Here is a 12,788-nt window from a genome sequence, read left to right on the forward strand (position 1 = left end):
GGAAGCACCACCACACCGAAACCAAGCAGGCCAGACGCCGGGAAACCCCTATGCCACGGGGGGGCCCCCCCCCCCCCCCGCCAACCTGGGGGCGGGCCCCCCCGCCCCCCCCCCCCCTCCCGCCGTCGCGGTGCATTCGGGTGGCCGGCGGCGGCCCCGCTGCGGCGCGGCCGGGCGGGCGCCCCGCCGGTCGCTAGCGTGGGGCACCATGACGCTCCTCAGCGACGACCGAACCGGGTGCGGCGACGCGGCGGACCGGATCCGGCGGGTGCTGGAGGCCGCCGACCCGGAAGCCGTCTGGGCGGTCGGCGGACCGGACGGGATCCTGGCCCGCTCGGACGCCCCCGGGACGGGCCCCGGGCACGGCGGAACCGGGTACGACGCCCCCGGGCACGACGTCGGCGCACTCACCGCCGTCCTCGCCCTGTGGCCGGTGATCGGCAGCCTCGTCGCCGAAGAGGCCCTGCACCTGCACACCCCGCTGACCGCCTACGGGGCCGCGGCCGCCGCCGGCACCCCCGCCGGCACCACCACCCACCACCTCCTCACCCGCGCGGGTGGCCGAGCCGGCCCCGCCGCGGCCGCCGCGCTCACCCGACTCGCCGAGCACCTCGGCGGCAGCCCGCTCCCCGAACTCGCCGCGGCCCGCATCTGGCACCCCCTCGGCATGGCCGGCACCCGCTTCGCCGACGACACCCTGTACGCCCCCCTGCCGGACCTCGCCCGCTTCCTCGGCCACCTCCTGTCACCGGCGGACCACCCCGTCCCGCGCGCCTGGACGGCCGAGTCCCTGCGCATCCGGACCGGCGAACTCACGCCTCCCCGCGGCCTCCTGTGGCACCCCGCCGCCCACGACACCTGGACCCACGGCGGCACCGCCGCCGTCTGGGTCCGGCCCCGCGACCACCGCTGGGCCGTCCTGCTGCCGGCCGACCCCCGCGGGCCCCTGCGCCGCGCGTTCCGCGAGGCGGTGTTCGCGCCCCCGCCCGGCCCCTGAGCGCCCGCCGCCGTCGTCCCGGCCGCCGTACCGCCGCAGCAGCCTCCAAGCTGCCGTAGCGCCGCACCCGGACCGCCGTCGCGCCCGCGTCGCCCGGACGGCTGTGCCCGCCGGGCGCGGCCGCCCGCCGCCCCGGCCCCGGCCCGCCCGTACGGACGCGCCCGCCCGGCCGCGGCCCGGCGGTGCTCGGAGCGCGGCCCCTCCAAGATCGACGTACGGTGAGCTCGATGTCACCGACCGCTGGTTCCCGGCTGTGCGGAGGTACCGGATGCGCATGCTCCACTACGCCGCCCCCGGCGGGCCGACCCGGGCGGCCGTCACGCGGGGCAGGCGCGGCCCGGCGGAACGGGCCGGGCGCGCCGACTCCGTACGGTTCGCCGCCACCCGGGCGATCCCCTTCTTCGTCCGCGGCGTTCCCGGCGCCCGCCCGGCGTTCTCCGCGCAGACCCTGCGGCAGCTACGGGCCCGCCACGGCGGGGCGCCCGTCCCCGTACGCGGCGTGTCCGGCACCGTGCTCGTCCTGCTGGACCCCCGCGAACTGCGCCAGTTCTACGCCGAACCGGTCGGCGGCGCGGGCGCCCCGGCCGGCGCGGGCCGCACCCGCACGGAACCCGCGCTGCTCACGGGCGAGGCGCTGCACGCCGTGATCGCCGAGGAGGCCCGGCAGCTGACCGCGGCCACCACCCTCGAACTGGTCCGCGTCCGACAGGTCGTGGCCCGCGCCGCCCGGCGGATCGCGCTCGCCGACCACGGCGCCGTACCCGTCCCCGTCGCCGGGCCCGGGCCGGGGACGGGGGAACGCGGCTCCGCGGGCCTGCTCGGCCTGCTGCGCCGCCGGGGCCGGGCGGAGCGCGGCGTCCCCGCCGACGGACACGCCCCGGCCGGGCGCACCGCCCCGCACGCCGACCCGACGGGCTCCCTCCACTCCTGGCTGCGGGCCGTGGACACCGTCCCCGCGACCGTCCTGCGCACCCTGCTCCTGCTCGGCGCGCATCCCGCCGAACAGGAGGCGGCGGCCGCGGAGGCCGCCGCGTCCCCCTTGCCCGAGGGCCTCACCCGGCTCGACGCCTGCGTCCGGGAGTCCCTACGGCTGTACCCGGCGGTGCCCGACCTGGTCCGGGTCACCCGGACCGAGACCGAGTGGCGCGGGGTGCGGCATCCGGCCGGCACCCGCGTGCTGCTGCCCGTCCACTTCCTCCAGCGCGATCCCGCACACGTGCCCGCCGCGCACGTCTTCGTCCCGGGACGCTGGAAAACGCCCGGCGCGGACGACGACGTCCGGATGTCCCCGTTCGGCCACGGCCCCGGTCGCTGCCCGGGCAGCCGGCTGGGACTGCTCGTGGCCACCGCACTGTGCGCCGAGGTGCTGCGCCACTGCCGGATCGCGGGCGTACGGCCGGTACTGGACCCGCCGGGCCCGCTGCCCGCCGTCCTCGACCCGCGCACCATCCGGCTGACCCTCACCCGCCGCTGACGCACCGTCGCCGACGGCGCACCGCCGCTCCACCCTCCCCCGACACCTCATCCCGCGAGGATCCCCATGTCCGACGCCGCGACCTCCTCCGTGTCCACCGACCCGGACGCCGATCTGCTGGGCGCCGTGTCCCGCGAACTCGCCGAGGCGGCCGACGCCGTCGCGGAGGCCGCCCGCTACGCCTCCGAACTGGCCCTCGGTCCCCGCTTCCCGGCCGCAGCCCCCGGCAGCACCCCCGACCATCCCGGCCACCGCAGCCGCCGGAGCCGGCTCGCCCGACGCGCCCTGCTGCGCACCCTCACCGACCCGGCGGGCCTGGGCTGGGCCCCGCGCGGCCGGGGCATGGCGCGGGCCGGCTGGCTCGCCGGGATCCTCACCGGCCGCGAGAGCCTCGCCGTCAGCCTTGCCGTCTGCGGGCTGAAGGCCCGCATCCGGGCGACCGGCCTGGACCGCCCCGAACTGCTGGCCGATCCGGACGGGGCGGCGCTGCTGCGGGCCGTGGACGAGGACCGGCAGGCCGTCGCCGCCCGCGTGTTCCGCCGCGCGGTGCGCGAGCAGGGCCCCGAACACGCCTTCACCGTGCTGGCCCCGGCCTTCGCCGACGTGTTCGCCTGGCGCGCCCTGACCGACGCGAACCCGTTCAACGACCACGCCGGCTGGCAGGTGGCCACCGGCCGGGCCGCCACCGCCGAACCGCTCCTCGGTCTCGGCGCCGCCGTCCGGGCCTTCCTGCACCGCGACGGCGCCCGCGGACGCGCCCCGGGCCGCGGATCCGGGCGCAGGGCGGCGGGCCGGGACCCGGAGTCCGCCCCCGCCCCACCGCCACCCGCCGGACACCGCGGCTGCGTCCACACCATGGGACTCCTCGGTACCGGCGGCCTCCTGCTCGTCCAGCCCTGGCGGGCCCGGTGAAGGCGGCACCGCGGCTGCGGCCGGCCCGGCCGGACCCGGTCGAGGGACTGCGGACCCACTGCGCGGCCCTGCGCGCCCACGCCGACCGGCTGGCCGCGGCCGCCGGGGAACTCGAACGGCAGGACAGCCCGCACGCCGACGCCTTCCGGGCCGAGGTCGAGGCGCTGGCCGAGCGCTGCGCGACCGCCGCGAGCGGTCTCGCCCTCGCCGTGGCCCGGCTCCAGGGCCGGTGAGGAACCGCGGCTCAGGGGTGGTGCGGGGCGGGCAGCGCGGACAGGGCTGCGAGGGCCCGCCCGGCGGTCTCCTCCGGGCTGCCGGCGATGTCGACGGCGACGCCCGTCTCGTCCGCCTGGAGCGGCTCCAGCACGGCGAACTGCGAATCCAGCAGGACGGCGGGCATGAAGTGCCCCGTCCGCGCCGCCATCCGCCGCCCGATCAGCGTGCGGTCGCCGGTGAGGTGGACGAACACCGCGTCGGGCGCGGCGGCGCGCAGCCGGTCGCGGTAGGCCCGCTTGAGCGCCGAGCAGGACACCACCGCGCCCCGGCCGGCGGGGAGCCGGCGGAGCAGGTCGCCGATGGCGTCCAGCCAGGGCCGGCGGTCCTCGTCGTCGAGCGGGACGCCCGCGGACATCTTGGCGACGTTGGCCGGCGGGTGGAGGTCGTCGCCCTCCGTGTACGGGACGCCGAGGGCGCCCGCGAGCAGCCGGCCCACGGTCGTCTTGCCCGTGCCGGTCACGCCCATGACCACCAGCACCACGCGCCGGCCGTCGCCGTCCTGGCCTGCCACCGCCCGCCACCTCGCCGTCCCTCGTCGCCAGCGGCCCCGTACGCCGCCGCTCCTGACGCCGATTAAGCCATAAGGGGCCACCGGCCGCTCACCGGCCGGGCGCCGCCGTGCGCGGGGTGGTCTGCTGCACGGCCCAGCCGTTGCCGTCGGGGTCGCGGAAGCGGACGAACGAGCCCCAGGGCAGGTCCTCGATCTCGCTCACCTCCACGCCCCGCCCCCTGAGGTCCGCGTACGCCTCCTCGATGTCCGTGACGACCACCTGGAGGTTGTCCAGCGATCCCGGGGCCATCCCGGTGAGTCCCTTGCCCAGGGCGATCGAGCAGGCCGACCCGGGCGGCGTCAGCTGCACGAAGCGGATCTCCTCGCTGACGGTGACGTCGTGGTCGGCGTGGAAGCCGACCTGCTCGTAGAAGGCCTTGGCCCGGTCGACGTCGCTGACGGGGACGGCGACCAGCTCCAGCTTGATGTCCATCTGCTGCTCCACGGTGCCTGCTCGATACCTGCTCGGTGCCTGCTCGGTGCTCTTCGGTGGTTCTCGACGCGGGGCCTTCCCGCATCATGCGGCCGCCGGCCGGCCCCCGCCGCCCGGCGCGCGCGGACGGCCGGCCCGGGCGGGCCCCCGCTTCAGGCACCGGCCGGCGCCGTCCCGGCCGGCGCATCCCCGGCCGGCGCATCCCCGGCCGGCGCGAACTGGGTCCGGTACAGCTCCTCGTACCGGCCGCCCGCGACCAGCAGCCCGGTGTGCGTACCGCGTTCCACGATCCGGCCGTCCTCGACCACCAGGATCTCGTCGGCCGCCTGCACGGTCGACAGCCGGTGCGCGATCACCACCGCGGTCCGGCCCGCCAGGGCCTCGCCCAGCGCCTCCTGCACGGCCGCCTCGGAGGTGGAGTCCAGGTGCGCGGTGGCCTCGTCCAGGATCACCACCCGCTGCCGGGCCAGCAGCAGCCGGGCGATGGTCAACCGCTGCCGCTCCCCGCCCGACAGCCGGTACCCGCGCTCGCCGACCACCGTGTCCAGCCCGTCCGGGAGCGAGGCGACGAGCCCGTCCAGCCGCGCGCGGCGCAGCGCTCCCCACAGTTCCTCCTCGGTCGCCCCGGGCCGGGCCAGCAGCAGGTTGGCGCGTACCGACTCGTGGAAGAGGTGCCCGTCCTGGGTGACCATGCCGAGGGTCTCGCGGATCGATTCGGCGCTGAGGTCCCGTACGTCGATCCCGCCGAGACGCACGGAGCCCGCGTCCGCGTCGTACAGGCGGGGCAGCAGCTGGGCGATGGTGGACTTCCCGGCGCCGGAGGAGCCCACGAGGGCGATCATCCGGCCGGGTTCGGCACGGAACGACACCTCGTGCAGCACCTGCGTGCCGCCGCGGGCGTCGAGGGTCGCGACCTCCTCCAGGGAGGCGAGCGAGACCTTGTCGGGGGAGGGGTAGCCGAAGGAGACCCGGTCGAACTCGACGGAGACCGGCCCGTCCGGGACCCGGCGGGCGTCCGGCTTCTGCGCGACGAGCGGCTCCAGGTCGAGGACCTCGAAGACCCGCTCGAAGCTCACGAGGGCGCTCATCACCTCGACGCGGGCGCCGGCCAGCGCCGTCAGCGGGGCGTACAGCCGGGTGAGCAGCAGGGCCAGGGCGACGACGCTCCCGGCGTCGAGGGTGCCGCGCAGCGCGTAGTACCCGCCGAGCCCGTAGACCAGCGCGAGGGCGAGGGCCGAGACCAGGGTGAGCGCGGTGATGAACGCCGACTGCGCCATCGCCGTACGGATGCCGATGTCGCGCACCCGGCCCGCCCGGGCCGCGAACTCCGCGGACTCGTCGGCCGGCCGTCCGAACAGCTTGACCAGGGTGGCGCCGGGCGCGGAGAACCGCTCGGTCATCTGGGTGCCCATGGCGGCGTTGAGGGCGGACGCCTCCCGCTGGAGCGCGGCCATCCGCACCCCCATCCGGCGGGCCGGGACCACGAAGACGGGCAGGAGCACCAGAGCGAGCAGGGTGATCTGCCAGGAGATGCCCAGCATGACCGCCAGGGTCAGCAGCAGGGTCACGGTGTTGGCGACCACCCCGGACAGGGTGTTGCTGAACGCCCGCTGGGCGCCGATGACATCGTTGTTGAGCCGGCTGACCAGGGCACCGGTCCGCGTCCGGGTGAAGAAGGCGACCGGCATCCGCTGGACGTGGTCGAAGACCGCCGTCCGCAGGTCCAGGATCAGCCCCTCGCCGAGGGTGGCCGAGAGCTTGCGGGTCAGCAGCCCGAGACCGGCCTCCGCGACCGCGATCACCGCGATGAGCAGGGCGAGCCGGGCGACGGTGGAGGACTCCCGACCGTCGACGATCGCGGTGACGACCCGGCTGGCGAGGACCGGCGTGGCGACCGCGAGCAGCGCCGTCACGACGCTGAGGAGGAGGAACAAGGTCAGCCCGCGGCGGTGCGGGCGGGCGAAGGCGGCGATCCGGCGCAGGCTCGCCCGGGAGACGGGGCGGCGGTCCTGGCGGGCGTCGATGGCGCTGCGCAGTGAGGTCCAGGCGGTGACTTCCATGTCCATGAGGAGCACGCTAGAACCTCGACCATTGTTGAGGTCAATAGTCGGGTCCCGCCGTGAACTCCACCGCCCGCGCCGTGTCTTTACCCGTTCCTGACCTACCCATGGTCCGGTGCCGGTCGGTGCGATAGATTCGGCCACTCCCGGGCCCTCCCACCGGTTCCCTTCCACCCCCGCGAAGACAGGCTTCACAATGAGCGACATCATCAACGGACTTGGCCGTACCAGCGCCTACGGCGCCCTGGGCCTGGTCCTGCTGATCCTCGGGATCGTCCTGGTGGACGTGCTGACGCCCGGGAAGCTCCCGAAGCAGATATGGGAGGAGCGCAACCGCAACGCGGCCCTCACGCTCAGCTCGGCCCTCCTCGGCATCGGCGGGATCGTGTTCACCTCGATCTGGACCACCTACGACGACTTCGGCAAGGGCCTGCTGTCCACGGCGGCCTTCGGCATCCTCGGCCTGGTCCTGATGGCCGTGGCCTTCCTCGTGCTGGACTGGGTGACCCCGGGCAAGCTCGGCGCCATCGTGGTCGACCCGGAGCCGCACCCGGCGGTCTGGGTGACGGCCTGCTGCAACCTGGCCGTGGCCGCCATCGTCGCGGCCTCCATCGCCTGACCGACCCTCCGCAGCCGACACGAGAGCGCCGCACCCGGAAGGGAGCGGCGCTCTCGTCGTACCCGCGGGTCCGGGTTCAGGCCAGGCCCAGCGCGAACACCGCGTACCCCGCCGCCAGCAGCCCGGCGGCCGCCCGCCGGGCCGCGGTCGCCCCCGCCCACGGCTCCTCGAACCGCCGCGCGTACCGGGCGATCCCCACCAGCAGCACCGCGAACACCGGCAGCCACGCCAGCCGCGCCACGATCCAGGCCGGGCCGTCCGGAGCCGTCGTCAGACCCGCCACCCCGCCCACGAACGAACCGGGCACCGCCGCCGCCAGCATCGCCGTCTGGTGCCAGCACAGGATCGTCATCGCACACAGGTTGACCACCACCACCGGCGCCCACAGCGCCGGCCGCGCCAGCAGCCGCGCCAGCCGGTCCCGCAGCAGCATCGCCGCCCCCGACTGCGCCGCGGCCAACGCCAGCACCAGCAGCGACGGCGGGTGCGAGTTGGTCCGCGCCGCACCCGGTACGCCGACCATCGACGCCGGGTAGTGGAACACCACGAGCAGCACGGCGAACAGCAGGCCCCCGCCCACCAGCAGCAGCCGGGCCCCGCGCCGACCGATCCGCCCCTCGCCCCACGACACCCCCAGCTGGTAGGCGAACAGCCAGCCCGGCAGGACGTTCAACACCGCCACCCAGCCCGGCACGGATCCGGCGAACGGCCCGTACCGCAGGAAGTCCACCACCGCGACCGAGACGAGCAGCGGGGCCGCCGCCCATCCGCCGAGCCGTCGGGCGGCCCGTACGCAGTACGGGGTCAGCGCGGTCACCACCAGGTACACCCCGACGAACCACAGCGGCTGGATCACCAGCGTCGCCGCCGTCCGCAGCGTCACCTCCGGCACCCCGGCCGCGTACAGCAGCGGCGCGGCCAGCGCCCACGCCGCGGTGACCCCGAGCACCGGCCGCCCTAGCCGGGCGAACCGGCCCCGCAGCCAGGCCCCGGTGGACCCCTCGCGCCGGCGGTACGACAGCACCGAGGCGTAGCCGCCGACCAGGAAGAAGATGCCGAGCATCTGCAGCACCCAGCTGGCCGGCGCCAGCGCCGGGAGCGCGGAGAGCGGGCTCGCGTTGTGCAGGCCGCCGTCGGCGTCCAGGGTGAACCCGCCGAGCAGCCAGTGCCCGGTCGGCACGGCCAGCAGCGCGAGGGCCCGCAGCCCGTCGACCGCCCGGTCCCGGTGGGCGGGCGTCCGCCGTTCGATGCGGTCGGCCGCCCGCCGCAGCGCCGTCGCGGCGCTCACTGCGCCCCACCCTTCGCGATCGCGGCGAACGCCGCCAACGACCGGGTGCCGGGCACGAAGTACCCGGTGTGGCCCCGGACGTCGGAGGCCGGCACGGTACGGGCACCGAAGGCGCGCGAGGTCGGGTCGACGCCGTGGCCCAGCCCGGCGAACGCCACGTTCGGCACGTCCGCGATCCAGTCCGACGGCCCCCGCGCCGCCCACACCCGGGCCCTGGTCCCCAGGCCGGCGGCGGTCTCGGCACGCAGGCCGGGGGAGCCGAACACGACGATGTCGGAGGCGTCCGTGTGCCGGGCCGCGAGCCCGCACACCACCGACCCGTAACTGTGCCCGAACAGCACCGGATCGGGCGCCCCGACCGCGTCGAGCCCCGCGGTGAACCGCGCCAGCCGGACCGCCCCCGCCTCCGCGAGCCGGCCGGTGGCCGCGTCCAGACCGATCCCGACGGGCGTCGTGTAGCCGGTCCACGCCACCACGGCGGTCTCCGCGCCGGCCGCGGCGTGCAGCGAACGGGCCATCCCGGCCGGGCCGGTGTGCGGGGCGCGGCCGGCGTCGTACGAGGCGGCGTCGTTGTCCGACCCCGGTACCACCACCGCGACGTGCGCGGCCCGCTCCAGGTCCCCGAACACCTCGGTGACCTGCCCCCGCCCGCGCGGGTCGAAGGCGAGGACCTGCCGCCCGGGCGCGGCGAGCGAGGCGAAGCGGGCCTGCCCCGAGGCCGCGACCGCCAGACGGTTCGCCTCGTACCGCAGGGCGACGGGGGCGCCGTCCAGGTTGCCGACCACCAGCGGGTGGCGCCGGACCAGTGCGCGCCCCCCGGCCTCGTCCAGCCCGGCGAAGAAGCGGGCCACCTCGTACGCTGACGCCGTCGCCGGATCGGGCAGCGGCCGCCCGGACGCACTGTCGGCCCGCCACGCGGACGCGCCCGGCGGTGGGCCGGTGACCGCCGCCTGCACACTGTCCCCGGCGGCCCAACCGGCGGTCCAGCCGGCGGTCCCCGCGACCACGGCCACCGCCAGCGCGGCGGTGGCCAGGGTCCTTCCGAAGCGGCGCATTCCCCTTCTCCTCTCCTCGTGACGCCGAGGAAGGTAAGAAGGAGGTGTCCGCCGGCACGTCGGACCGGGGAGCCAAGCCGGATGTCATACCCCGGTAGGGGGTGGTGGAGGAGATCAGGCCGGGCTGGTGAGGCAGGGGAGGAGGGGGGTCAGCCGCCGTCGCCGGGCCGCACCACTCCCGCCTCGTACGCGAAGATCACGGCCTGCGCCCGGTCGCGGAGGTCCAGCTTGGCCAGCACCCGCCCGATGTGCGTCTTCACCGTCTGCTCGGCCACCACCAGGTGCCCGGCGATCTCCTGGTTCGACAACCCCCGCGCGATCAGCTCCAGCACCTCGCTCTCCCGCGGGGTCAGCCCGTTCAGCCGGAGCGCCGGATCCCGGCGCGGGGCCGGCCGCCGCTGCACGAAGTCCGCGATCAGCCGCCGCGTCACCGAGGGCGCCAGCAGCGCCTCGCCCGACGCGACGACCCGGACCGCCGAGATCAGGTCGGCCGGCGGTGCGTCCTTCAGCAGGAACCCGGACGCGCCGGCGCGCAGCGCCTCGTACACGTAGTCGTCGATGTCGAAGGTGGTCAGCATCAGCACTTTCGGCCGGTGCACCACCCCGGGCGGCGGGTCGAGGATCTCCCGGGCCGCGCTCAGCCCGTCCAGCTCCGGCATGCGCACGTCCATCAGGACCACGTCGGGGTGCACCGACCGGGCCAGGGCCACCCCCTGCCGCCCGTCGGGGGCTTCGCCCACCACATCGATGTCGGCCTGCGCCGACAGCAGCGCGGCGAACCCGGCGCGCACCATGGCCTGGTCGTCGACGACGATCACTCGGATGGTCAACTGGCTTCCTCGCTCGGTCCGTTCAGGGACAGACGGGCGGCGACCCGGAAGCCGCCGTCGGGCAGCGGGCCGGTGTCCAGCGTCCCGCCCGTCAACCGTACGCGCTCGCGCATCCCCACCAGACCGTGCCCGGTGCCCGCCGTCTCCAGTACCGCCGCGCCGTCCGGGCCCGGCCCGTTGACGACGAGGACGAGGACCTCCTGCGCGTCGTACGTCACCGAGACGCGGGCCCGCGCCCCGGGCGCGTGCCGCACCACGTTGGCGAGGGCCTCCTGCACGATCCGGTACGCCGACAGGTCCACGGCCGGCGGCGCCGCCCCGTCCGCCCCGGCGGCCAGCGACAACTCCACCGGCTGCCCGGCCCGTACCGTCGCCTCGACCAGTTGCTGGATACGGCCGATGCCGGGCTGCGGGGCCCGCTCGGCTCCGCTCCCGCCGCCCGGGCCGCCGTCGGTCCCGGGCGCTGCGCCCGACCCGTTCGCCCGGTCGCTGCGCAGCACGGTCAGCAGCCGCCGCATCTCGCCCAGCGACTCCCGCGCGCTCGCCGCGATCGCCGCGAACTCCTCGCGCACCGGCTCCGCCATGCCCGGCAGCCGGTACGGCGCGGAATCCGCCTGGACCGTGATCACCGACATGTGGTGGGCCACGACGTCGTGCAACTCCCGGGCGATCCGCGCCCGTTCCTCCAGCAGCGTGCGCCGGGCCCGCTCCGCCTCGCTGATGCTCTCCTGCTCGGCCACCCGCTGCTGGGCGTCGCCGAGTCCGCGCAGGGATCCCGTCACCGCGAGCAGGGCCCCGCTCAGGACGAACAGGAGGGCGATGGTGTTCGTCGTCCCCGCCGGGTGGAAGAACCCCAGCACCACCCCGACCGCACCCGTCGCCAGCCACACCCCGATCAGCGTCCTGACCGGCTCGCGCAGCCCCAGGCACACCATCACCAGCAGGTAGCCGACGATGCCCATCGGCGTCCACGGCCAGGCGAGTCCCGCCAGGCCCTCGGACCCCAGCACCATCAGCGCCCCCACCGTGTCGGCGGCCAGGACGACCGCCCAGGCACGCACCGGCCGGGTCACGGCCAGCAGCAGCGGCAGCGTCTGGGCCACGCCCAGCGCCCCCGCCCAGCCGCCGCCGGCCCCGTAGGCGTCGGTCAGCACCACGACCGTGACCGGCAGGAGGGACGCCACGGACACCGCGGCCACGGCGAAGGGCAGCAGCCTCTGCCAGGCCTTCGGTGCCTGCGCGAACAGGGGTTCCCCGGGCCGGGCGGGGGAGCGCAGCAGCCGGCCGAGCCGCGCCGCCCGCGCGCCCCGCGCGGCGGCGGCCGGGGCGGGTACAGGGGCCGTCGCCGGGGCGGGCCCGGCCGCATCCTCGCCGGGCCCCGAAACGCCGTCCCAGGGCGGGGCCGCGGCGGCGCGGGCGGCCGGCGCGGGCTCGGGGGAACGGGGGCGCCGGCGGAACCGGGAACGGCTGCGGGGCTCGTCGCGATCGCTCATGGTCCGCCCAGCGTATGCGCCGCGGCGGCGCACCGGCCCGGCCGGGAGGCGGGACCGCGGCCGACCCGGCCCGGCACCGGGCCTCCGGTAAAGGGGAGTTCGGCCGAATACCGCTCCTGCCGCGGCGGCCGATCTTGCAGACTGTGGCCCATGAGCGCACCCGGAACCACCGTCACACCCATGTCACCGGCCGCCGGTCCGGCCGCCGGTCCGGCCGCCGGTCCGGCCGCCGGTCCGGCCGGTGTCACCGCCGCCGCCACGCTGGGCCTGCTGGCCGCCTGGGCCGTGCACGACACGGAGGAGATCGCGACCATGGGGCGCTGGTCCCGCGACCGGGTCCCCGTCCTGCGGGCACGCCACCCCCGGGTGCCGGACCGGGTGTGGGACCGCCTCGGGTCGGTGGACGGGCGGGAGTTCGCCACCGCGGTCGCCGTCGCGGCCGTCGTGGTCGGCGCGGCCGCCGCCGACGGGTACCGCACCGGTGGGCGCTCCGCCTTCTACCAGGCCTCCCTCAACGCCTTCGGCCTGCACGGCCTGGTCCACGTCGCCCAGGCCGCCGGCACCCGCGGCTACACCCCCGGCGTGGTCACCTCGCCGCTGCTCGTGGTCCCGTTCACCGTCTGGGCGCGCGGCCGGCTGCGGCGCGCCGGGGTGTTGCGGCCGACCCGGCCCCGCGATGCGGCGCTCGGGCTGGCGCTGGCCGCCGCCATCGCGGGCGGTGCGCAGGCCGCCGCCCGCCGGATCCGGAGCCGTACCCGGTCGGACGCCTGACCCGGGCCCGTCCGGGCGGCCGGCTCGTTC

Annotated in this window: 13 protein-coding genes; 6 read left to right on the plus strand and 7 right to left on the minus strand. The window is 76.9% G+C overall.

The window, feature by feature from the left end; all coding sequences use genetic code 11:
• Positions 1 to 208: 208 nt before the first annotated feature.
• The 4 genes from ACZ4VL_RS30695 (at position 209) to ACZ4VL_RS30710 (ending at position 3,616) form a co-directional block, all read left to right on the plus strand.
• Entirely contained in the window at positions 209 to 997 is a 789-nt protein-coding gene (locus ACZ4VL_RS30695; protein ID WP_468206376.1) for a serine hydrolase domain-containing protein, read from the plus strand.
• Positions 998 to 1,265: 268 nt separating this feature from the next.
• Entirely contained in the window at positions 1,266 to 2,471 is a 1,206-nt protein-coding gene (locus tag ACZ4VL_RS30700) for a cytochrome P450 (protein ID WP_468206379.1), read from the plus strand.
• Positions 2,472 to 2,537: 66 nt separating this feature from the next.
• Positions 2,538 to 3,383, plus strand: coding sequence for a hypothetical protein (locus ACZ4VL_RS30705; protein ID WP_468206381.1), 846 nt, complete (start codon positions 2,538 to 2,540; stop codon positions 3,381 to 3,383).
• Positions 3,380 to 3,616 (plus strand): hypothetical protein, encoded by a 237-nt coding sequence (locus ACZ4VL_RS30710; protein ID WP_468206384.1) that lies wholly within the window; start codon positions 3,380 to 3,382, stop codon positions 3,614 to 3,616. The genes ACZ4VL_RS30705 and ACZ4VL_RS30710 overlap by 4 nt, the downstream gene beginning before the upstream one ends.
• A gap of 11 nt (positions 3,617 to 3,627) precedes the next feature.
• Here ACZ4VL_RS30710 and ACZ4VL_RS30715 read toward each other — a convergent pair whose 3' ends face one another.
• The 3 genes from ACZ4VL_RS30715 to ACZ4VL_RS30725 all read right to left on the minus strand — a co-directional run bounded on the left by ACZ4VL_RS30715 (position 3,628) and on the right by ACZ4VL_RS30725 (position 6,708).
• Positions 3,628 to 4,125, minus strand: coding sequence for a gluconokinase (locus tag ACZ4VL_RS30715; RefSeq protein ID WP_468206465.1), 498 nt, complete (start codon positions 4,123 to 4,125; stop codon positions 3,628 to 3,630).
• Between the two features lie 133 nt (positions 4,126 to 4,258).
• Positions 4,259 to 4,642 carry a VOC family protein gene (locus tag ACZ4VL_RS30720; RefSeq protein ID WP_468206468.1) on the minus strand — a complete coding sequence of 128 codons (384 nt, stop codon included), beginning with the start codon at positions 4,640 to 4,642 and terminating at the stop codon, positions 4,259 to 4,261.
• Positions 4,643 to 4,794: 152 nt separating this feature from the next.
• Positions 4,795 to 6,708 carry an ABC transporter ATP-binding protein gene (locus tag ACZ4VL_RS30725; protein WP_468206387.1) on the minus strand — a complete coding sequence of 638 codons (1,914 nt, stop codon included), beginning with the start codon at positions 6,706 to 6,708 and terminating at the stop codon, positions 4,795 to 4,797.
• 190 nt (positions 6,709 to 6,898) lie between these two features.
• Between ACZ4VL_RS30725 and ACZ4VL_RS30730 the strand changes: the two genes are divergently transcribed.
• Positions 6,899 to 7,321, plus strand: coding sequence for a DUF350 domain-containing protein (locus ACZ4VL_RS30730; RefSeq protein ID WP_468206390.1), 423 nt, complete (start codon positions 6,899 to 6,901; stop codon positions 7,319 to 7,321).
• Positions 7,322 to 7,397: 76 nt separating this feature from the next.
• Here ACZ4VL_RS30730 and ACZ4VL_RS30735 read toward each other — a convergent pair whose 3' ends face one another.
• The 4 genes from ACZ4VL_RS30735 to ACZ4VL_RS30750 form a co-directional block, all read right to left on the minus strand.
• Complete coding sequence (locus tag ACZ4VL_RS30735; RefSeq protein ID WP_468206392.1) at positions 7,398 to 8,609, minus strand: acyltransferase family protein; 1,212 nt, start codon at positions 8,607 to 8,609, stop codon at positions 7,398 to 7,400.
• A complete protein-coding gene (locus tag ACZ4VL_RS30740) occupies positions 8,606 to 9,664 on the minus strand; it encodes an alpha/beta hydrolase (RefSeq protein WP_468206394.1) in 1,059 nt (352 codons plus the stop codon). Before ACZ4VL_RS30740 ends, ACZ4VL_RS30735 begins: the two co-directional genes overlap by 4 nt.
• Before the next feature lie 149 nt (positions 9,665 to 9,813).
• Complete coding sequence (locus ACZ4VL_RS30745; protein ID WP_468206396.1) at positions 9,814 to 10,494, minus strand: response regulator; 681 nt, start codon at positions 10,492 to 10,494, stop codon at positions 9,814 to 9,816.
• A complete protein-coding gene (locus tag ACZ4VL_RS30750) occupies positions 10,491 to 11,987 on the minus strand; it encodes a histidine kinase (protein WP_468206399.1) in 1,497 nt (498 codons plus the stop codon). The genes ACZ4VL_RS30745 and ACZ4VL_RS30750 overlap by 4 nt, the downstream gene beginning before the upstream one ends.
• A 180-nt stretch (positions 11,988 to 12,167) precedes the next feature.
• Here ACZ4VL_RS30750 and ACZ4VL_RS30755 point away from each other — a divergent pair, with 180 nt between their 5' ends.
• On the plus strand, positions 12,168 to 12,758 hold the full coding sequence (locus ACZ4VL_RS30755; RefSeq protein WP_468206470.1) for an HXXEE domain-containing protein: 591 nt from the start codon (positions 12,168 to 12,170) through the stop codon (positions 12,756 to 12,758).
• Positions 12,759 to 12,788: the final 30 nt, after the last annotated feature.

The organism is Streptomyces sp. NPDC029014 (assembly GCF_055564695.1).

Excerpts from the sequence above, each read along its gene's own strand:
- ACZ4VL_RS30700 (WP_468206379.1), top strand. The coding sequence starts at position 1,266 with ATGCGCATGCTCCACTACGCCGCCCCCGGCGGGCCGACCCGGGCGGCC.
- ACZ4VL_RS30720 (WP_468206468.1), bottom strand. The coding sequence starts at position 4,642 with ATGGACATCAAGCTGGAGCTGGTCGCCGTCCCCGTCAGCGACGTCGAC.
- ACZ4VL_RS30740 (WP_468206394.1), bottom strand. The coding sequence starts at position 9,664 with ATGCGCCGCTTCGGAAGGACCCTGGCCACCGCCGCGCTGGCGGTGGCC.
- ACZ4VL_RS30730 (WP_468206390.1), top strand. The coding sequence starts at position 6,899 with ATGAGCGACATCATCAACGGACTTGGCCGTACCAGCGCCTACGGCGCC.
- ACZ4VL_RS30705 (WP_468206381.1), top strand. The coding sequence starts at position 2,538 with ATGTCCGACGCCGCGACCTCCTCCGTGTCCACCGACCCGGACGCCGAT.
- ACZ4VL_RS30750 (WP_468206399.1), bottom strand. The coding sequence starts at position 11,987 with ATGAGCGATCGCGACGAGCCCCGCAGCCGTTCCCGGTTCCGCCGGCGC.
- ACZ4VL_RS30725 (WP_468206387.1), bottom strand. The coding sequence starts at position 6,708 with ATGGACATGGAAGTCACCGCCTGGACCTCACTGCGCAGCGCCATCGAC.
- ACZ4VL_RS30695 (WP_468206376.1), top strand. The coding sequence starts at position 209 with ATGACGCTCCTCAGCGACGACCGAACCGGGTGCGGCGACGCGGCGGAC.
- ACZ4VL_RS30755 (WP_468206470.1), top strand. The coding sequence starts at position 12,168 with ATGTCACCGGCCGCCGGTCCGGCCGCCGGTCCGGCCGCCGGTCCGGCC.
- ACZ4VL_RS30715 (WP_468206465.1), bottom strand. The coding sequence starts at position 4,125 with ATGGGCGTGACCGGCACGGGCAAGACGACCGTGGGCCGGCTGCTCGCG.